This window comes from Paenibacillus woosongensis (assembly GCF_030122845.1).
GTDB classification, from domain to species: Bacteria; Bacillota; Bacilli; order Paenibacillales; family Paenibacillaceae; genus Fontibacillus; species Fontibacillus woosongensis_A.
The window spans coordinates 3,113,237-3,132,788 of record NZ_CP126084.1 but is presented as its reverse complement, the minus strand read 5'-3'; the positions used below and the strand labels follow the sequence as shown (position 1 = coordinate 3,132,788).

The window sequence follows — 19,552 nt, the reverse complement described above, 5'->3', positions numbered from 1 at the left end:
AGAGAAGGTTGAAGAAGAGAACCAAATGGATCCTGCTTTCTATCCTCATTCTGCTGCTTGTGCTCTTTGGCCTTCATCGTTTTTATGTATACGTCATGCAGGATACTTGGAATGAGGAATCAGCGGCGATTCAGACGGCTAAACAGCAAACGGGCATCGTATCGGTCGACAAGACGTGGAAATCGGTGTGGGACGAGGTATGCTGGGTAGTTCAAGGACAAAACGAGAACGGTGAAGAACTGATGGTCTGGCTGCCGGAAGGCGGGGAAGCGCATGAAGAGCTTCTTAGCGGCGGAACCAACGAGCAGCAGATCCGGGATATCATCAAAAGCCAGCTGCCGGGAATCAGAATCGTCAGGCTCATGCCGGGGATCTATGAGGGCGAATATGTCTGGCAGCTCTTTTACAAGGAGAAGGAGCATCACTACTATCAGTTTTTCAAGTTTAGCGACGGCTCGATTCTGCCTGATAAATTTACGCTGCCGAATCGTTGATCAAGATGGCGCAATCCATAAAGTATATAGGGAGAACCTCGCTCGGGTGGGCGAGGTTCTTTGCTATTCCCTAAAAATTTTAAATATATTCATACTTTGGTTTCGATATTACGCGAACTATATGTTATACTCTTATTTGTAGTTTGTGATATATCGAAGTATATCAATTCATGCAATATTTTATATATAACTAGGATAGGAGGAAGCCGCGAATGAAATTACGTATCGGACAAACTGTCGCTATCGCTGCTGTCTCTGCCGTATTACTGTTTGGCGGTTGGTTTGCCTATCGCCAATGGGCGATTGAAGCCCCGTTCCAAAAGCTGGTTAAGCAATACGAGGGCGTAGATCACGTTCAATTCAATATTACCCCCAAAGAGGTAGGATTGAAACTTGATCTTGCAGCCGGTACAGATATGGGTGGACTTGTCCGCCACATTGAGAAAGACGGCAAGAAGCTGCTCGGCAATCGCAACTTGAAGCTGGAAGTGACGGACCATTCAACGCCGGATTTGGATAAAATTTGGAGTGAGGCGCTGTTTTCCGTAGCTCAGGCGATGGAAAACAAACAATACACCGAAATACAGCATACGTTAGATCAACTGGTGCAGCAGCACGACGCGCTGCAGGCGACCGCGGACATGGATAATGAGAACGTCTATGTGACGTTGACCTATGGAACTGCAAGCAAGTATGTTATTTTGCCACGCATTCCGCAAAAAATGGGGGTGTGGCCAAATGCGTAAATGGATGTGGGAAGCCATTGCCGGATTTGTTCCTGTATTATTGATTTTTATGGCTTTTATGGGTCTCAACGTAGTTCCGCTGATCTTCGCGCTCCTGATGGTGGGCGCGGTATTCACTGTGCTTAAAATGCGCGGAGGCATTGCGATTGGCGCAGCTCAAGAGCGGAAGCGAAAAAAGGCGGGACCGGCGAAGCTGACCTTCGAAGAAATCGGCGGCCAGGAAAGCGCCAAACAGGAGCTGCAGGAAGCGCTTGATTTCATGGTGCGCCATGAGGAAATCAAGCAGTTCGGCATCCGGCCAATCAAAGGGATTTTGCTGACAGGGCCTCCGGGAACGGGCAAGACTTTGATGGCCAAAGCCGCGGCCCACTATACGAATTCCGTCTTCGTCGCCGCCTCCGGCAGCGAGTTCGTAGAGATGTATGTCGGGGTGGGGGCAGGACGGATTCGCGAACTGTTCAAGGAAGCGCGGACACGTGCCGCTAAAGAGAACAAGGACAATGCGATTATCTTTATCGACGAAATCGATGTGATCGGCGGTAAAAGAGAAGGCGGCCAGCAGCGCGAATACGATCAAACGCTTAATCAGCTGCTGACGGAAATGGACGGCATTTATTCTACGGAAACGCCGCGTATTTTACTCATGGCGGCGACGAACCGCAAGGAAATGCTGGACAGCGCCCTGCTGCGCCCGGGGCGGTTCGACCGCCACATCCAGGTCGATTTGCCGGATAAGAAGGGCCGCATGCATATTTTGGAGCTTCACGCCAACAATAAACCGCTGCACGACAGCGTGAGTCTGGAGAAGGTCGCCGAGGAATCCTTCGGATTCTCCGGGGCACAGCTCGAGAGCGTCATGAATGAGGCGGCAATTTATGCCATGAGAGAGAGCAAGAAGGAAATCGAGCAGCTCCATTTGTCGATGGCCATTGACAAGGTCATGCTCGGCGAACGGACTGACCGGGTGTCTACAGAAGAAGAGAAGCGGCGGGTTGCGATTCATGAGCTGGGTCACGCGATCGCCGCCGAGGTAGTTGCACCGGGAAGCGTGAACCAGGTTGCGCTTAGTCCGCGCGGCAGAGCGCTTGGTTATGTCCGGCACAATCCGCAGGAAGATAAATATTTATATACAAAAGCCTATTTGGAAGGCCAGATCATTATCGCTTTGGCCGGAGCGGCTGCCGAAGAAATTTATTACGGGGAGCGCAGCACCGGTTCCAGCAACGATTTTGAGCAGGCGATCAATATCGTGCATACGATGATGACCTCCGGGTTAACATCGCTTGGCATCGTGAATATGGAGATGATGACCAAGGAAGTGCTCATGAAGGAGAACGCAGCGATTTTGGATGATCTAGCGGCTCGTTCAAAGCAGCTGCTGCTTGATCATTCTGCAGCATTCGACAAGTCACTGGAGATCCTGTTGCGTGAGGAACGCCTCTCCGGGGAGCAATTTAGATGTCAATTTGGTGACAGTGCTCTTTTACCGGCATAAATCGTATGCCGGTTATTTTTTTTACTTTTTGTCCGTGCTAAGATATTATTATATGTTGGGTATAAAAAATTGTATTATTCGACATGAAGGGTACAATATTATGTGTAGATGATGAAAGGATGGAGCGAGAGAACCATGAACTTCAAAAGAATAGGTGTCATCGGCGGCGGCACGATGGGGCAGGGGATCAGCGAAATGCTGGCAGCCAAAGGACTCGATGTGCTGCTTGTGGAGGAAACGCCTGAGAAATTGAACCACGCTTATAATATGATAGAGACAAGCTTGGATAAGCAGCTGGAGAAATGGGCCATTACGAAGGCCGAGAAGAAGTTGATTTTATCCAAAGTCCATAAAGTAACCCATCTTGCCGAACTCGGTACCTGTGATATGGTTATCGAGACCATTTCGGAGGATTTGGATGCCAAAAAAGAAGTGTTCAAGCAGCTCGATCACGTTTGCCCGAGCAATATTATTCTGGCCAGTAACACGTCTACGCTCAGCTTGACGGAGATCGCCGGCTCGACCATGTATCCCGAGCGCGTGATCGGCATGCACTTTATTTATCCTGTTTCCAAGATCAACCTCGTGGAAATTATCCGCGGACTGAAAACCTCGGATGCAACATTTGAAGAAACGAAGCATTTCGTGGAGGAAGTTGTCGACAAACGCGGCATCATGGTATATGAATCCCCAGGATTCGTCACTTCCCGCATCATTTGCGTCATGATTAACGAGGCGCTGCACGTGCTGGGCGAAGGCGTTGCTACGGCAGAGGACATTGACAATGCCATGCGCGTTGGTTATCAGTTCCAGTACGGTCCTCTTGAAATGGCTGACCGTTTCGGCTTGGATTCCGTCTTGGCGGCGCTTGAGCGCATGTTCCGCGAATTCGGCGATTTGAAATACCGCCCTTCCTTCGTATTGAAAAAGATGGTCCGCGCCGGTAATTTGGGTGTGAAGACAGGTGAAGGATTTTTCAAATACGACAAGGATGGTGACCGGCTATGAAAGTTCTCGTAATCAACGCGGGAAGCTCTTCCCTGAAATATCAATTGTATGACATGAATGATGAGTCCGTATTGGCGAAAGGTCTCGTTGAACGGATTGGCATGGATTCCTCCATTCTGACCCATAAGCCGACAGGCAAAGAGGAAGTTACGGAGGTCAGTGAAATTCTGGAACATACGACAGCAATTCGTAAAGTTCTGGAGAAGCTGACCGATAAAGAGCACGGCGTCCTGAATTCTGTCGAGGAAATTCAGGCCGTAGGGCACCGCGTCGTTCATGGCGGGGAATTCTTTAAGGGCTCGGCGCTTGTTACTCCAGAAGTAAAATCCGAAATCCGCCGTTTGTTCGACCTGGCCCCGCTGCACAATCCGCCAGCGATTATGGGGATTAACGCGGCAGAGAAAAATATGCCAGGCGTTCCTCAGGTGGTGGCTTTCGATACGGCGTTCCACCAAACGATGGAGGAGAAGGTGTATTTATATCCGATCCCGAAAGTACTATATAAGAAACACCGCGTACGCCGCTACGGGGCTCATGGCACGTCGCACGACTATGTAAGCAAGGCGGCCGCAGCTTACCTGGAGCGTCCGATCGAAGACCTTAAGATCATTACCTGCCATATCGGTAACGGTGCCAGCTTGACCGCTGTTCAAGGTGGCGTGTCCGTTGACACCTCGATGGGGCTTACCCCGCTGGAAGGTCTCATGATGGGTACTCGCAGCGGTGACTTGGACCCGGCAGTCGTCACGTTTGTCATGAACAAAGAAGAGCTGTCGATCAGTGAAGTCAACTCCATGCTTAACAAACACAGCGGCTTGCTGGCAATTTCCGGCAGCAGCAGTGACATGCGCGATATTACCGATGGGCTGGAAGCCGGCGAACCAAACGAGACGCTTGCTTTTGAAATGTATGAGTACCGTCTGCGCAAATATATAGGTTCTTATGCAGCGGCAATGAACGGTGTGGATGTCATCGTATTTACAGCGGGTGTAGGCGAGAACTCGGCGATCGTGCGCGAGAAGGTCTGTGAAAACCTGACTTATCTTGGCGTAGAGCTTGATCCAGAGCTGAACAAAATCCGTTCCGGCGATCCGCGGCGCATTTCCACGCCGAATTCCAAAGTAGAGGTTCTTGTTATTCCTACGAACGAGGAATTGGTCATTGCCCGGGATACCCATCATATTGTTAATAAAATGAATGCATAAATCAGCATAGTTAGAGGAGATGTTCATAAATGGCGAACAAAACGGTGATTCGTCAGGTTAACGAGCATGTCGGCGAGACAGTGGTCATCGGCAGCTGGTTAAACAACAAACGCTCAAGCGGTAAAATACAGTTCCTTCAGCTCCGTGACGGCACAGGCTACATTCAGGCCGTTGTCGTCAAAAGCGAAGTATCCGAGGAGACGTGGGATGCGGCAAAAAGCTTGACACAGGAATCCTCGCTGTATGTGACAGGTGTCATCCGTGAGGAGCCGCGCAGCCAATCGGGATATGAAATGACGGTGACGGAGATCAAAGTCATCCATCTGACGGAAAACTATCCGATTACACCGAAGGAGCACGGCGTTGATTTCCTGATGGATCATCGCCATTTATGGCTGCGTTCCTCGAAGCAGCGGGCGATCATGGTTATTCGCGCGGAAATCATCAGAGCGATCCAGCAGTTCTTTGATCAGAACCATTTTACACTCGTCGACCCGCCGATTTTGACGCCAACTTCCGCGGAGGGCACGACCAATCTGTTCCATACGAAATATTTTGACGAGGATGCTTACCTGACGCAGAGCGGGCAGCTTTATATGGAAGCGGCGGCGATGGCGCTTGGAAAAGTATATTCCTTCGGCCCGACGTTCCGGGCGGAGAAATCCAAGACCCGCCGCCACTTGATCGAGTTCTGGATGATTGAGCCGGAGATGGCTTTCACCGAACATGAAGAAAGCCTGGTTGTTCAGGAGCAGTTTATTACGTACGTCGTTCAATCCGTCCTGAAGAACTGCCGGACTGAGCTGGAGACGATTGGCCGCGACATTTCCAAGCTGGAGAGCATTCAAGCTCCATTCCCGCGGATTACTTATGACGAAGCTATCGAGTTTCTGCATGGGAAAGGCTTTGACCTTCCTTGGGGCGAGGATTTCGGTGCGCCGCATGAGACAGCGATTGCCGAGCAGTACGACAAGCCGGTATTCATCACGCATTATCCTGCCGGCATCAAGGCATTCTACATGAAGCCTGATCCTAACCGTCCGGAGGTTGTACTCTGCGCGGATATGATTGCTCCGGAAGGCTACGGAGAGATTATCGGCGGTTCGCAGCGGATTGACGATCCGGAATTGATGGAGGCCCGCTTCCAGGAACACGAGCTGTCGCCGGAAGCTTACCAATGGTACCTGGATCTGCGCAAATACGGCTCAGTACCGCATTCCGGCTTCGGGCTTGGTCTCGAGCGGACGGTCGCCTGGATTTGCGGACTGGATCATGTCCGTGAGACGATTCCGTTCCCGCGGATGCTGTATCGCCTTTATCCGTAAAAGGACAGTAGCCCGGACATCATCAGCGTTATACAATACAAGTACGGGTTCGTAAGGATGAGAAAGGTGAGGACGTATGGCATTGACCGATGGTTGGAAGGTGTGGGCAAAAGGAGTCGCATTCGGTATGGAAGCAGGTGTTGTGCATGTACCCTCCTCTCTGCTGACACATTACCGAAAACTCGGTTTAAGTGATACGGAAGTCATGCTTCTGCTGCAGCTAGTTACATACAAGCAGCTGGAGCATAATGATTTTCCTTCGATGGAGCAGCTGGAGCAGCGGATGGGAAAAGCGCCTGGGGAGGTCTCCTCCGTCATTCAGCGGCTGATGAAGGATAAATGGATCTCCATCGATATGGAATGGGACGAACGCACAGGCATCCAGTTTGAGAGCTACAATTTGGCAGGGATGTATGAACGCCTGGCGCAGTGCTTGGCTGAAGAACGGGCCGCGCTGCGGCAGCAGAGCCACCAGCGCGAGCCGGAAGCAGCCAAACCGGAGGCGAACGAACGGAACTTATTCGTTATATTTGAAAAAGAGTTCGCAAGACCCCTATCGCCGATGGAATGCGAGACGATTTCAAGCTGGGTGGATCAGGATGGTTACCCGGAGGAGCTTATTTTGCTGGCATTGAAGGAAGCCGTCTTCGCCGGCAAAGTGCACTTTCGCTATATCGACCGGATATTGCTGGAGTGGAATCGTAACCGCGTCCAGACGGTTGAGGATGCCAAGGCATATGCCCAGAAATTCCGGAGCTTGGGGCGATAGTCTAATATTTGTTACATGAAATGGAACCTCTACTTGGAGAGATTGGTGCTAGTAGCCCTAGCAATTCCAAATCTCTCCAAGGGGAGGTTTCTTCTTTTTTAGTAGGGCCGAAATATGGTATGTTTGGTATGCAGTGCTAGGACATCTTGACTATAGACCAGTTTGTGCATTCATTGGATCGGGAGGAGAATGTCATGAAAGGCTGGATCATTTACAAGAGCGCTACCAACGAAGTAAGACCCGAAACATTCGAACTGAAACGATTGCTGGAAGAGGCGGTAAGACACCGCATGGATGTCCGCGTTTTTTCACTTGCAAATTTTGGCGGAGCATAATCTGCCCGTTCCCAAAACGATGCTGATTCGCTCGAAAGTTGATGTAGAGCTGGTGGACAAGCATCTGGGTTTTCCTGTCGTGGTGAAGACGATTGCGGGTTCCCAGGGCTGTAACAACCACAAAAAGAAGAGATATGAGAGATTAGCCCTGGGAGGTAGAGACGCTAGCGATCACGGAATCGCCAGCGTCTTTGTTATGATATAAAGAATATATAAGTTTTTAAAATAATATGCAGGGGCGGCACCAGGTTGCTTCGTCTATATAGATGGGAAGGAGGGGAGAGTCATTGAGGAAAAGCAGCTTATTCTAAAAATACAGCGGGGCGATCGCGGCGCATTCCGTGAATTGGTCAGCCAATATGGGCCATATGTGTTCCGGGTCGCTTATTCCGTGCTTCATGATCATAAGGAAGCCGAGGACGCCGCACAGGAAATATTTTTACAAGTATATAAATCTCTCCCCGGATACCGATTTGAAGGCTTCAAAACCTGGTTGACACGCATTGCGATTCATAAATCAATCGATTTAAAGCGGAAACGGGATCGCCGCAGAGAGGAGCAGTGGGATCCTGCGGAAGTGTTACATATCGCATCAGCCCAGGAAGACGACGTGCTGCAGCAATTGATGGATGAGGAACGCAAAGCGCAGCTGCGAACCCGTATTTTGACGCTTCCGCCAGCGCATCGGGATATCATTACGGCGTTTTATTTAGAGGGCAAAAGCTACGATGATATCGCAGCGGAGCAGTCTATTGCGGTGAAATCGGTAGAATCGAGATTATACCGGGCAAGATCATGGATTCGCGAGCATTGGAAGGAGGAGGAGTGGCGATGAATGACCAGGGGAAGGACAGTAGAAATGATCAGAGCAGGAAAATCTGCTGGGATAAATATATCCGAGGAGAACTAAATGAGCAGCAGACGCGGCAGGCCGAAGTATTGCTGCTGCATGACGACGAAGCTCTGGCAGCATATATGGCTGCGTTAGCTGAACATGAGCAGGAACTGCCCGGCTTGCAGCAGGAGGAAGCATTCATCGAAGCGGTGATGCGCAAGACTCCTGTCCAAGGCCACGCGCAGCAAGCGAGAGAATCCGCGGAGCCGTTAATCCGGAAAAGACGCTTAAGAGAGCATCCGCTGTTCAATTACGTCATTGCGGCGTCGATTACTTTATTCCTGTTATCGCTGGGTGCGTTTGATCACCTGAAATCTGGGACCGAGCATATTATGCCTCCTGCAGCAGAGCCGTCCGTAAGCAAGCAAATTATGGATAGAACCGCAGACTGGATTGATCATTTGAAACCTTAAATAATTACTATGAAAGGAAGGGATTCTATTGCCTCGTTATCGAAATAAAATGCTGGCATTCGTTCTAAATTGCATTCCCGGTCTGGGCCATTTATATTGGGGGCGTAAGATAAGGGGAGTTCTTTATCCGCTATTTTTCTTCGGGGGGTTGCTGCTTGGCTTCCTTGCTGCCGTTGCCAGCAATGAAGGGGGATTAATGCTTGCCGCCGCCATCTGTGCATTTGCGCTCTGGTGCATCTGCATGCTGGATTTGATCATCACTCTGCTTCGTGCTCCTGACGCGGATATGTCCGCCTATCCGTACGAGACGCCGCGCAAAGGCGAAGCTGATGCGGAGCGCTTCTATACGATTTTACTGTCGTTCGTACCTGGCTTGGGCCATTTTCAGCTCGGTTTAATGCAGCGCGGTTTGTCCTTTCTGATCAGCTTCTTCGGCTTAATCACGATCATGTTTGTTGTCACCGGGTTGACGCATCAAACTGTGTTTCTGCTATTCCTCGGCCTGCTGCCGATTATTTGGCTGTACTGCATGTTCGACGCTGTGCAGCTGGTTCACCGCAAACAGGCCGGAGAACTGCTGATCGATCGCACGCTGTTTGACGAATGGGAATCGGGCCGGGTGGAAGGCAAGCGCAGCAAGGTGCTGGCGACGCTGCTGTCTGCTTTTCCCGGAGCAGGCCAAATGTATCTTGGGATGCAGAAGCGCGGTCTGCAGCTGATGGTCTTGTTCCTGGGCAGCTTCTATATTATTGATGTGCTGCGGTTATCCTTGTTTCTATTTATCGTTCCGGTCATCTGGTTCTACAGCTTCTTTGACGGATTACAAGCAGCAAGCCGCTATGACCGGGTTCTGCAGCTTGAGGATCGTCCGCTCTTGGATTGGAAAGGCGACAACCAGAATTGGCTTGGCTTGATATTGCTTCTGCTTGGCATCTATTACGTGACGATGAGCTTTGTGATTCCGTTGTTCGACCGGTTCCTCCCGGAATTTCGCATTAACCAGTTCATCACAAACTATTTGCGGCCGCTTATTGTCTCTCTGGTACTCATTGGAGGCGGGATCAAACTGCTATCCAGGACGAGGCACAAAGACAAACGGTATGAGGAATATTGATGGTGAGAAGAAGCTCTGCAGTTCAGCGGGGCTTCTTTTTCGCATATAGGGACGTTTCTTTGCTAAGATAGAAGGGGTTAATAACCTACGCCATGAGTTTCGATTCGTAAAAAGGAGAACGGCTATGTTCAAAATTTTCATTGTCGAGGATGATCAGGGGCTGGTCAAGCTCCTGGAGGAATATTTGCATAAGTTTGATTATGAGACTTTTGCAGTAACTGATTTCGAGAGCATTAATACGCAGTTTAGGCAGTATGTTCCTCATCTCGTGCTGCTGGACGTCAATTTGCCAAAGTATGACGGATATTATTGGTGCCGTCAAATCCGCAGCCTGTCGACCTGTCCGATCATTTTTCTGTCTGCTCGCGACGGCAAAATGGATCAGGTGATGGGGCTTGATAATGGAGCAGATGATTATATAACAAAACCTTTCGACTATGATATCGTACTTGCCAAAATCAATAGTCATCTTCGCCGAGCCTATGGCACCTATGCGGCGCAAGCGGAAGGCCGCCCGCTTCAGGTTCAGGGGCTCCGCTTGGACCGTGAACGGTTATGTTTGTTCCTTCGTGAGATGAGGGTCGAGCTGAGTCATACAGAAATGAAAATATTGGATGAATTGATGATAAAATCCGAACAGGTGGTCAGCAGGGATCGCCTGTTGGAGAAAATATGGGACGAGCAAATTTTCGTCGATGACAATACGCTAAATGTATATGTAACCCGAGTTCGCAAGAAGCTGTCCGCGCTAGGCATCGAAGATGCGCTTCAGACTGTCCGGGGGCAGGGCTACCGGCTCGTTCCCAGCTGGGAGAACACGCCATGAGGCTGTTTTTGCGGGAGCAGCGGCCCGTCATCGTCATTTACTTTATTCAACTAGCGGTCGTTACCTTTGTTTACTGGCTGGACGGCTACCGTAATGCCGCGGTCAGCATGTATGCGGTGCTGCTGAGCAGCTGCCTCCTGGTCGGATATTTAGTATTCCGCTATTTGACGCATCGATCCTTCTACCGCCGCTTGCAGGAACCGGCCGAATCGATCGGGGATTTCACCGATGTGAAGCCGTCATCCCCGTTATCCGAGAGCCTGCATCGCCTGCTGAAATCGCAATATCGGCATTATATCTCCGAGCTGAGCGGGCAGACGGAGAAGATCGAAGGTCATATCCGTTTCATCAACCAGTGGGTGCACCAGATGAAGACGCCGATTTCTGTCATTCATTTGATGGTGCAGCAGGAGAGCGATTCACGTTCGGTGGCGATCGCTGATGAACTGGACAGGCTGAGAAAAGGGCTGGATATGGTCCTTTATACCGCCCGTCTTGATCAATTCGAGCATGATATTTATGTGGAGACTCTTGGATTGGAGAAGTTAGTCCGTTCGTTAATTACGGCACAAAAGCGCTTGTTCATTCGCGGAAAGGTATTTCCGGTCATAGAAATGGAACCGCAGCTGTCCGTCGTGTCCGACGAGAAATGGCTGACCTTTGTATTGACTCAGCTGATCACGAATGCCGTCCGTTATACGCTAAGGGAGAACGGCAAACTGTATTTCCGTGCTTACGCAAAGAACGGGCGAACCATGCTGGAAATCGAGGATGAAGGGATCGGTATTCCAGAGAGTGACCTGCCGCGCGTATTCGACGCTTATTTCACGGGAGAGAATGGCCGCAGGTTTCAGGAATCAACGGGGATGGGGATGTATTTGGCCAAAGAAATCTGCCGGAAACTGGGCCATGAGCTTGACATAGAGTCGGAAGAGGGGCGGGGTACCCTCGTCCGGATGAAATTCTAGGATGAATTCGGCTCACAAGCGCAAGCTTACAGAGTTGTAAGGGAAGTGTAAGGTTAAGATGTGGCTTCGTGAAGGCGGGAGAACTTATACTATGATCATCCCTGTCAGATAGGAGATATTGAGCTATGTCGGTGCTAGAAGTGCGTGCTTTATCAAAAATATACGAAGGCAAAGTTCCCACGCCGGCGCTTAAGGGTGTTACCTTCCGGATGGAGCGCGGGGAGTTCGTCGGCGTGATGGGGCCATCCGGCAGCGGCAAGACGACGCTTCTGAATGTTATGGCCACGATCGACGAACCGACATCAGGAAGCGTGCTGATCGAAGGAAGAGAGCCGCATCAAATGAGCGAGGAAGATACTGCATTGTTCCGCCGCCGTAAGCTGGGCTTCATTTTTCAGCAGTTCAATTTGCTGGACACTTTGACGATCGAAGAGAACATTGTGCTTCCATTGACGCTGGATGGCACGCCAGTACGGGAAATGGAGAGCAGGGCCGCAGCCATCGCGCAAAGACTAGGGATCGGTGGACTGTTAAAGAAATATGCGTTCGAGGTATCCGGCGGAGAGATGCAGAAAACAGCCATCGCCCGGGCGATGATTCACCGCCCTTCCTTGATTCTGGCTGACGAGCCGACAGGGAATCTGGATTCGAGATCCTCCCGCGAAGTGATGGAGGCATTTACCGCCCTGAATGAGGAGGAACAGGCAACGATATTTATGGTTACGCATGATGCCGTAGCTGCGAGCTACTGCCATCGGGTTATTTTCATCAAGGACGGGAAGTTCTATAACGAGATTTACCGGGGCAGCAGCCGGCAGGTTTTTTTTCAGAAAATTATCGATATGCTATCGCTGCTCGGAGGGGATACGCATGACCTTTCGACATTTCGCCTTTAGCCATGTGCTCCGCAACAAGCGGACCTATGCCGCCTATTATTTAAGCAGCTCGTTTTCGGTCATGGTTTTTTTTCTGTGCGCTCTGTTTCTGTTCCATCCCGGCATTCAAGAGAACATGATTTATGACCAGGCAGTACAGGCTTTGCAGGTAGCGGAGGGAACTGTATACTTTTTTTCGTTTTTTTTCGTTATTTATTCAGTAGCTTCTTTTTTGCAGTCGCGCAAAAGAGAGTTTGGGATATTACGGCTGCACGGGATGACCGTAAAGCAGCTTAACCGCATGTTGTTCCTGGAAAATGTGACAATCGGCGGCGCATCCATTATAACCGGGATTGCTGCAGGCCTTGTGTCGGCGAAGCTGTTCCTGATGGCCGGGGCCAATATGCTTGGCATTGAACGGCTCAGCTTTCACATTTCCTGGGCGGCCCTGCTGCTGACGTTGATGTCGTTTGCAGCACTGTTTTTGCTCATCTCCCTGTACACGCCCGCCCTAATTGGCAAAAGCAAGCTTATGACGCTGTTTCAGTCGAATCAGCGGGTAGTCGAGCCGCCGAGAAAGTCGCCGGTACGATCCGGTGTAGGCGCAGGTCTCGTAATATTGAGCTATTATTTGGCGGCAACCTCAACCGCGGCAAACGTTGTCATGCGTATGATACCGGTAACCTTGATGACGGTGGTCGGCACTTACCTGGTGTATGCCCATTTCGGCGCGTACTTCCTGGCATTGGTGAGGAGGCGGCCCCGGCTGTTCTGGCGGAAGACGAATATCGTAACGGTTCCCGCGCTGGCGCAGCGGATGAGCAGGAATGCGCAAATGCTGTTCCTCGTGACGATCATTTCAACGATCACGTTCTGCGCCATCGGGGTATTCGCCTCCATTCACCGGTTGTCCGACGAATTCCGGCAGGATTACCTTGCGGGGATCGGCTATGTATCCAAAGCGGCCAATTTGCTTGAGCGCGATCATTTGCTAGAGATAGAAAGCGAGTTGACGGCGCGCGGAATAACCTACGAGCGCGTCAGCCTGTCGATCAGAATTGTCGACGTTGTTCAAGCGTCCAGATCAGCACCGGCGGCTATGCGTATGGCGCTTGTATCGTACTCGGATTATGCCCGTTTGATCGCTGCGGCGGGAATCCCATTTGAGGAAGTGCCATTGTCAGGCCAGGATGCGCTCATTATGCTGGGATCGCAGCGCGAGAGACCGCTGCTGAAGGAGCGGCCGCTTGCCTCGTACACGATACCTGGCACGGGGCTGAAGATCGTGGAAAGAGGAATTACGAATCATGTGCCAATCCCTGAATATTTAATGCTGGAGCTAGGCGGCAGGATGGAAGGGAAGTTCAGCGGCCTCGTCGTCAGCGATGAGTGGATGGACCGTCTTCCTGCATCCGCGCAGGAAGAGCGTTATTTCGGTTTTTACTTCCAGGATCCAACGCAGGGGGAGGAAATCGGGAATGCCTTGACCCGCCGGGGGAAGATGGCTTATGAAGAGGAGCAGCCGTATGCAATGACCGTCAGCGGTACGCTGTTCGCCGTTCAGAAGAGCATTTACAGCACAATGCTGTTTATTGCGCTGCTCGTCGGCACTGTGTTTTTCATTGCGTCGGGTAGTTTTTTATATTTCAGGCTGTATGCAGATTTGGATTATGACCGCCGCCAGTATACTACGATGGTGAAAATCGGGGTAACGAAAAAGGAGATCGACACGATGATCACCCGGCAAATCGGACTGCTCTTCTTCGTGCCTATCGTTCTGGCGATAATCCACAGCTTTTTTGCTTTTGTTGCTCTGCAGAGCTACTTGAATTTCTCCATCGCGATGGAGGCCGGATTTATTTTGATGAGTTTTTTCGTTATCCAAATCATGTACTTCTTCTTCATTAGAAGACGGTATTTGCGCAATTTAAGAAAGGCCCTTGGCTGAGAGAATAAGAGATAAGATAATCTGTGGAGGTACGATATGGAAAACTGGATTACTGAATTTATGGAGCAGTTCGGGTACATAGGGATATTTTTGCTCATTGCGCTCGAGAATGTTTTCCCGCCGATTCCTTCCGAGGTGATTCTGACGTTTGGCGGTTTTATGACGACGTATTCGGATCTGACGATGACCGGTGTTATCATTGCTGCTACGCTAGGTTCTGTGCTTGGAGCTGTTATTCTGTACGGCGCAGGCTATATGCTGAATGTCGATCGCCTGGAAGCGATCATCGACAAGTGGGGAAAGTATCTAAGGCTCAAAAAGGAGGATGTTCGCAAAGCGGACGCCTGGTTTGATAAATATGGCTACTGGACGGTCCTGTTCTGCCGGATGATTCCCCTCATTCGCAGCCTGATCTCGATTCCGGCTGGCATGGCTAAGATGAAATTCGGCTTGTTTCTCCTCTATACCACCGTCGGGACGCTGATATGGAACGTGATTCTGGTGTCCGTAGGCGCTGCGGTAGGTAGCTCCTGGGAGAAGATCGTCGCGTTCATGGACGTTTATTCCAACATTGCTTATGTGATCATAGGCGCGGGACTGATTGTCTTTTTCATTTGGTTCATGCGCAGACGGAAGAGGGCTTCTTGAAAAATGGCTGCAAACCATCTATTCTATTAAAGGAGTTTTATAAGCTGGAAGGCAAGCGATGTGCTGCCAAACACGCGAATCTAGCAGTCTTTCGGCACATCGGAGAAGAGGGGAAGTAGGAGCATGTTATTTATGGATATTATTAAAGCCATCATTCTGGGATTGGTAGAAGGTGTCACCGAATTTGCGCCGGTCTCCTCGACGGGACATATGATTATCGTAGATGATATGTGGCTGAAAACGGAGCAGTTATTGTCCTCCAAATATGCCGCCAATACGTTTAAGGTCGTGATCCAGCTTGGATCGATTTTGGCGGTCTTGGTTGTATTCAAGGATCGGATCCTCAATTTGCTTGGCTTGTCGCGCTTCAGCAAGCAGGCCGTAACCGCAGGCGGGCCGCGGTTGAAGCTGGGGCAGGTTATTGTCGGGTTGATCCCGGCCGGCATCTTGGGGGTGCTGTTTGAGGATTATATCGATGAGTATTTGTTCTCTACGTCCACGGTATTGATTGGACTTGTGCTGGGAGCGATCCTGATGATTGCTGCCGATAAATTCGGCCCGAAGGAACCGAAGATTCAAACGGTAGATCAATTGACATATGGACATGCCTTAGTCGTTGGCTTGATCCAGTGTTTGTCGATTTGGCCAGGATTCTCCCGCTCAGGCTCCACGATTTCCGGAGGGGTGTTGGCGGGAATGAGCCACCGCGCGGCGGCGGATTTTACGTTCATTATGGCCGTGCCGATCATGTGCGGGGCAAGCGCGATCTCCCTGTACAAGAACTGGGAGTATATGACGCTGGATGCGCTGCCGTTCTTCATCGCCGGTTTCATTAGCGCCTTCATTTTTGCTCTGCTGTCGATCCGATTCTTCCTGAAGCTGATCAACCGCATTAAGCTGATGCCGTTCGCCATTTACCGGATCTTGCTCGCTGTTGTCATTTGGATCGTATTTTTCTAATTAAGTCAATGATGAAAGGCAGTCTCGTACTTAGTTTGCGCTAAGGATGAGACTGCCTTTTTAATATTCTTAGGTGAAAGTTACTCCAAATCGTACTTCTAGCTTGTTCCAATCGGACCGTAGATCCGTTACTTCTTTAATGCAAGTCTGCGATATTCCACCTCGAAAATAAACTCGAATGCCTCCAAGTGTCGCTTCGCTTCGAAGGCATTCTTGCCCCAAACGTAAATCCCGTGGTTGCGCAGCAGTATGCCGGGGATTTCCGGCTTCAGGGCATCGGGAACAAGCTTGGCAATCGCAGCAATGTCGGCGTAGTTCGGGAGCACCGGAATTTCGATGGCCGCATTTTCCTCCCAGATGCCCAGTCCCTTAATCAGCTCGATTCCCTGCACGGGAACATAACCTTGCTCGCCGTAGAGCTCGCTCAGGACGTTATTGAACACGGTGTGCACGTGGAAGATCGCGCCGCACCCGGTCATGCGGTAGATCTTGGCGTGGATCAGCGTCTCCGCGCTGGGCTTCAGCTTCGTCGCCTCGCAGGGCTCGCCGGCAGCGTCAACGAACAGGAAATCCTCCGGGGTATGAATTGATTTGTCTTTACCACTTGACGTTACCGCGAAATGGAACGAGTCGGGAGAGAACTCCCCGACGCGGATGGACAGGTTGCCGCTTGTGCCCGGAAACCAGCCTCGCGCGGCAAATTGCTCCTTGGCTTTACGCAGCTCGTCCAGGGCGGATTGCTTCTCTTCTAAAGAAATGGCATGGAAACTCATTTTCTTATTATATCTCCTTCTCGTTGAATAAGGTCTTGGCGAATGTCATGGAACGTTTCAAACGGCGTGTGGTTAACTCCGAGTTCCTGGCATTTCTCCGTCAGGCGGGCTCGGGAATAGACGCGGTCCGCCAGCTTGGCGCCTTCGAAGTCCGTCAGGCTGTCGCCAATCAAGATGCGTTCGTATTGGCTGGCCGGGAATCGCCGCATGACCGTCGTTTTGCACATGCCGCAGTCGTTGTCGCAATGTTCATCGCAGGGATTCGGCCACGTAATCGTGATACCTTCGCTGCTGAAGTCGGCACCATTACAGTAGATATGCTCCTTCGGTATATCAAAAGGGGCGAGCAGCGGCAGTACAAAGAAATCGATCCCGCCGCTGGTCACATAAAACGGAATGCCTCGTTCGCGCAAATAGCTTAGAAATTCTGCGAAGCCTTCGCGAATGCCAGCTTGCCCCAGGACGAAATCCGTAACCTCCCGTTTCATGGAGGAAGGGAGCAGGGCGAACATCCGCCCGACACCCTCGCGGATAGATATGTCGTGGGATAAAATTTGCTCCATGATCGGTTCGTAGCCCTCAGGCTTAAAGTGCTTCATAATCGCTACGATATTATCGCTTAATGTAATCGTCCCGTCGAAATCGCAGAAGATGACGGGCTGCTTGATGCTGTTCATTTGCGTCCTCCCCATATGTCGAGCGCGGCCTTCAGTTCAGGCAGGCTCTCTGCCGCCTGTTCGAGCGGCACCCCGTTCAATGAGGCGTCGATCGCTTGCAGGAAGGTGCGGCCGCCGCTGCTGGCTCCATCTGGATGGCCATGAATCCCGCCCCCGGCATTTACGACAACATCCGTACCGAAATCGCTTAGGATTTGCGGAACGAGCCCGGGATGGATGCCCGCGGATGGCACAGGGAAGCTGCTGCGGATCGCCAGCTCTGGGGTTATGAGCTCGCGCTGGATGGCCAGGTTCTCTTCCCGCGGCATGACGACCGATCCGTAAGGAGAAGGGAACAGAACCAGGTCGGCTCCGGCAATGCGCATGAGTTTCCCGAGAAGCAGGGATGCGGCAATGCCGTAATGTGGCGATGGGTAGAGCGCTCCTGCGAGCGACGGATGCGCTGCGATTGGCACGGTAATGTCCGGATCGCTGCTCAGCTCGTGCAGGACGTCGAAGCCATACGGCAGTACGCTGAACAGCAGGGCGGTTGCACCTGCATCGATCGCCCGCAGTGCTTGCTCCTTGAGGGACGACGTGCGTCCAGTCAGGTTGACCGCATAGAGCAGTTCCTTGCCGGTAACCTGTTTGGCTTCCTCCGCAGCCTCGCGGCATACGCGTACGCGCTGCTCGATAGGCGTTAGCGGGTTCTCGAACAGAATCTCGTCATCCTTAATAAGATCGACGCCACCCAAGGCCTGCGCCATGAACTGTTCGCGAAGTCCGTCCAGATCGTAGCCGATGACGGATTTGAAGATGCTCATAAGCAGCGGGCGATGGGGGACGCCAAGCAGCTCGCGAACGCCCTGGATACCGAATTTCGGACCGGAATAGGCGCTGAGAAAAGCATCGGACAGCTTCAGGTCGAGCAGCTTGATTTTACCGTCCATAGAAATTTTGCCGAAGACAGTAATGAGCAGTGCCGGAATGTCAGAAGTAAAATTGATGTCCGGATAGGAGATCGATACGTCGGCATAACGCTCCCCCGGCACTCCGCTTTGCGGGTCATGGACCTGGACGCTCTCGACCCGCCCGAGATGCCCCCGCATCTGATCCTGCTTAACCTGCGGCAGCTCAGTCCATGTACCGACGGTCATGCCGACAGCGATGGACTCGGCCTTCTTATGAAAGTCTGCTTTATCATCATAAATACGGTACGTGGCCGTACAATAGCTCATAACAATGCCTCCTTTACGGCTTCGCCCATTTCCTTGGAGCGCTCGGCGGCGCGATGCACGGCAGCCTTGACGGTAGCGTTGAAGCTGCCGGCTGCCAGCGTCTCGAGTGCTGCCTGCGTGGAGCCGTTCGGGGAAGTGATGTCCTTGCGGAGCTTGGCGGGCTCTTCACCCGTCTCCTTCATCATGGCAGCAGCACCGAGCACGGTCTGTACGGTAAGCTCGCGTGCCTGCTCTACGCTAAGCCCGCCTTCGATGCCTGCTTCGATCATCGCTTCCATCATGTAATAGATGTATGCCGGGCCGCTTCCAGATACGCCGGTCAAAATCTCCATTTGCTCTTCGGGGATGACCTGAACGGTGCCAACGGCTTCGAACATTTTCAGTACCTGAGCGGTTTGCGTTTCATTCACCTCAGCAGAGAAGGAGATGCCGGTGGCGCCAAAACCGATCGAGCTAGAAGTGTTAGGCATCGTACGCGCGATCGGCGCCTTATATCCAAGCAAGGCTTGAATCGTAGAGATGGAAAGTCCCGCGATGACGGATACGATGAGCTGCTCTTGGTTAAGCTTCGGTCCTAGCGCCTTGAGCGCTTCTCCAGCGTCTTTGGGTTTCATGGCCAGGACGATGACCGATGCGGAGATGAGGCTCGATTCCTTCTCCGCATCGCTGCGTCCCGTTTTGATGCCGTAGGCAGACTCCAAATGGGCTAACCGCTCCTGATTGCTGCGGTTCAGCATCGTAATGGATTCCGGCGGGGCTACCTTGCGATGGATCAGTCCTCGCACGATAGCCTCCGCCATGGAGCCGGCGCCGTAGAAGCATATCGAAGGGGCGTTATTCGTGTTGTTTATCGTCATCGTA

At 51.5% G+C, this 19,552-nt stretch carries 22 protein-coding genes; 18 read left to right on the top strand and 4 right to left on the bottom strand.

What is annotated here, in order from left to right; all coding sequences use genetic code 11:
* The first annotated feature begins 8 nt into the window (after positions 1–8).
* The 18 genes from QNH46_RS14305 (at position 9) to QNH46_RS14220 (ending at position 16,024) form a co-directional block, all read left to right on the top strand.
* Positions 9–494 (top strand): cell wall elongation regulator TseB-like domain-containing protein, encoded by a 486-nt coding sequence (locus QNH46_RS14305; RefSeq protein WP_213590651.1) that lies wholly within the window; start codon positions 9–11, stop codon positions 492–494.
* A gap of 212 nt (positions 495–706) precedes the next feature.
* Complete coding sequence (locus tag QNH46_RS14300; protein WP_283924914.1) at positions 707–1,240, top strand: hypothetical protein; 534 nt, start codon at positions 707–709, stop codon at positions 1,238–1,240.
* The gene (locus tag QNH46_RS14295; RefSeq protein ID WP_283924913.1) at positions 1,233–2,735 is read left to right on the top strand and encodes an AAA family ATPase; all 1,503 of its coding nucleotides are present in this window, start codon (positions 1,233–1,235) and stop codon (positions 2,733–2,735) included. The genes QNH46_RS14300 and QNH46_RS14295 overlap by 8 nt, the downstream gene beginning before the upstream one ends.
* A gap of 135 nt (positions 2,736–2,870) precedes the next feature.
* Positions 2,871–3,743 (top strand): 3-hydroxyacyl-CoA dehydrogenase family protein, encoded by an 873-nt coding sequence (locus QNH46_RS14290; protein WP_283924912.1) that lies wholly within the window; start codon positions 2,871–2,873, stop codon positions 3,741–3,743.
* Positions 3,740–4,948, top strand: a complete 1,209-nt coding sequence (locus QNH46_RS14285; RefSeq protein ID WP_283924911.1) for an acetate/propionate family kinase — start codon at positions 3,740–3,742, stop codon at positions 4,946–4,948. The genes QNH46_RS14290 and QNH46_RS14285 overlap by 4 nt, the downstream gene beginning before the upstream one ends.
* Before the next feature lie 29 nt (positions 4,949–4,977).
* Complete coding sequence (gene asnS / locus QNH46_RS14280) at positions 4,978–6,273, top strand: asparagine--tRNA ligase (RefSeq protein WP_283924910.1); 1,296 nt, start codon at positions 4,978–4,980, stop codon at positions 6,271–6,273.
* A gap of 76 nt (positions 6,274–6,349) precedes the next feature.
* Complete coding sequence (locus tag QNH46_RS14275; RefSeq protein WP_213590656.1) at positions 6,350–7,042, top strand: DnaD domain-containing protein; 693 nt, start codon at positions 6,350–6,352, stop codon at positions 7,040–7,042.
* Positions 7,043–7,236: 194 nt separating this feature from the next.
* Positions 7,237–7,377 (top strand): hypothetical protein, encoded by a 141-nt coding sequence (locus QNH46_RS14270; RefSeq protein ID WP_283924909.1) that lies wholly within the window; start codon positions 7,237–7,239, stop codon positions 7,375–7,377.
* Positions 7,337–7,582, top strand: coding sequence for a hypothetical protein (locus QNH46_RS14265; protein ID WP_283924908.1), 246 nt, complete (start codon positions 7,337–7,339; stop codon positions 7,580–7,582). Before QNH46_RS14270 ends, QNH46_RS14265 begins: the two co-directional genes overlap by 41 nt.
* A gap of 141 nt (positions 7,583–7,723) precedes the next feature.
* The gene (locus QNH46_RS14260) at positions 7,724–8,212 is read left to right on the top strand and encodes an RNA polymerase sigma factor (RefSeq protein ID WP_430691831.1); all 489 of its coding nucleotides are present in this window, start codon (positions 7,724–7,726) and stop codon (positions 8,210–8,212) included.
* A complete protein-coding gene (locus tag QNH46_RS14255; protein ID WP_283924907.1) occupies positions 8,209–8,685 on the top strand; it encodes a hypothetical protein in 477 nt (158 codons plus the stop codon). Before QNH46_RS14260 ends, QNH46_RS14255 begins: the two co-directional genes overlap by 4 nt.
* 49 nt (positions 8,686–8,734) lie before the next feature.
* A complete protein-coding gene (locus tag QNH46_RS14250) occupies positions 8,735–9,799 on the top strand; it encodes a hypothetical protein (protein ID WP_283924906.1) in 1,065 nt (354 codons plus the stop codon).
* A gap of 124 nt (positions 9,800–9,923) precedes the next feature.
* The gene (locus QNH46_RS14245) at positions 9,924–10,625 is read left to right on the top strand and encodes a response regulator transcription factor (RefSeq protein WP_283924905.1); all 702 of its coding nucleotides are present in this window, start codon (positions 9,924–9,926) and stop codon (positions 10,623–10,625) included.
* Positions 10,622–11,593: a HAMP domain-containing histidine kinase gene (locus QNH46_RS14240; RefSeq protein ID WP_283924904.1), complete on the top strand. Its 972-nt coding sequence runs from the start codon at positions 10,622–10,624 to the stop codon at positions 11,591–11,593. The genes QNH46_RS14245 and QNH46_RS14240 overlap by 4 nt, the downstream gene beginning before the upstream one ends.
* 125 nt (positions 11,594–11,718) lie before the next feature.
* Positions 11,719–12,489, top strand: a complete 771-nt coding sequence (locus QNH46_RS14235; protein ID WP_283924903.1) for an ABC transporter ATP-binding protein — start codon at positions 11,719–11,721, stop codon at positions 12,487–12,489.
* Positions 12,464–14,416, top strand: coding sequence for an FtsX-like permease family protein (locus QNH46_RS14230; protein ID WP_283924902.1), 1,953 nt, complete (start codon positions 12,464–12,466; stop codon positions 14,414–14,416). The genes QNH46_RS14235 and QNH46_RS14230 overlap by 26 nt, the downstream gene beginning before the upstream one ends.
* A gap of 36 nt (positions 14,417–14,452) precedes the next feature.
* Positions 14,453–15,064 (top strand): DedA family protein, encoded by a 612-nt coding sequence (locus QNH46_RS14225; protein WP_283924901.1) that lies wholly within the window; start codon positions 14,453–14,455, stop codon positions 15,062–15,064.
* 123 nt (positions 15,065–15,187) lie between these two features.
* Positions 15,188–16,024, top strand: a complete 837-nt coding sequence (locus tag QNH46_RS14220; RefSeq protein ID WP_283924900.1) for an undecaprenyl-diphosphate phosphatase — start codon at positions 15,188–15,190, stop codon at positions 16,022–16,024.
* A 128-nt stretch (positions 16,025–16,152) separates the two neighbouring features.
* On the opposite strand, the gene mtnB is transcribed toward QNH46_RS14220, so the two are convergent.
* Genes mtnB through proC form a run of 4 tightly spaced genes read right to left on the bottom strand, consistent with a single transcriptional unit; the run spans position 16,153 to position 19,548 of the window.
* Positions 16,153–16,797: a methylthioribulose 1-phosphate dehydratase gene (mtnB, locus tag QNH46_RS14215; protein WP_283924899.1), complete on the bottom strand. Its 645-nt coding sequence runs from the start codon at positions 16,795–16,797 to the stop codon at positions 16,153–16,155.
* On the bottom strand, positions 16,794–17,474 hold the full coding sequence (locus tag QNH46_RS14210) for a 2-hydroxy-3-keto-5-methylthiopentenyl-1-phosphate phosphatase (RefSeq protein ID WP_283924898.1): 681 nt from the start codon (positions 17,472–17,474) through the stop codon (positions 16,794–16,796). The genes mtnB and QNH46_RS14210 overlap by 4 nt, the downstream gene beginning before the upstream one ends.
* The gene (locus tag QNH46_RS14205; protein WP_283924897.1) at positions 17,471–18,691 is read right to left on the bottom strand and encodes a 2,3-diketo-5-methylthiopentyl-1-phosphate enolase; all 1,221 of its coding nucleotides are present in this window, start codon (positions 18,689–18,691) and stop codon (positions 17,471–17,473) included. Before QNH46_RS14205 ends, QNH46_RS14210 begins: the two co-directional genes overlap by 4 nt.
* Complete coding sequence (gene proC / locus QNH46_RS14200) at positions 18,688–19,548, bottom strand: pyrroline-5-carboxylate reductase (protein WP_283924896.1); 861 nt, start codon at positions 19,546–19,548, stop codon at positions 18,688–18,690. Before proC ends, QNH46_RS14205 begins: the two co-directional genes overlap by 4 nt.
* Positions 19,549–19,552 lie beyond the last annotated feature (4 nt).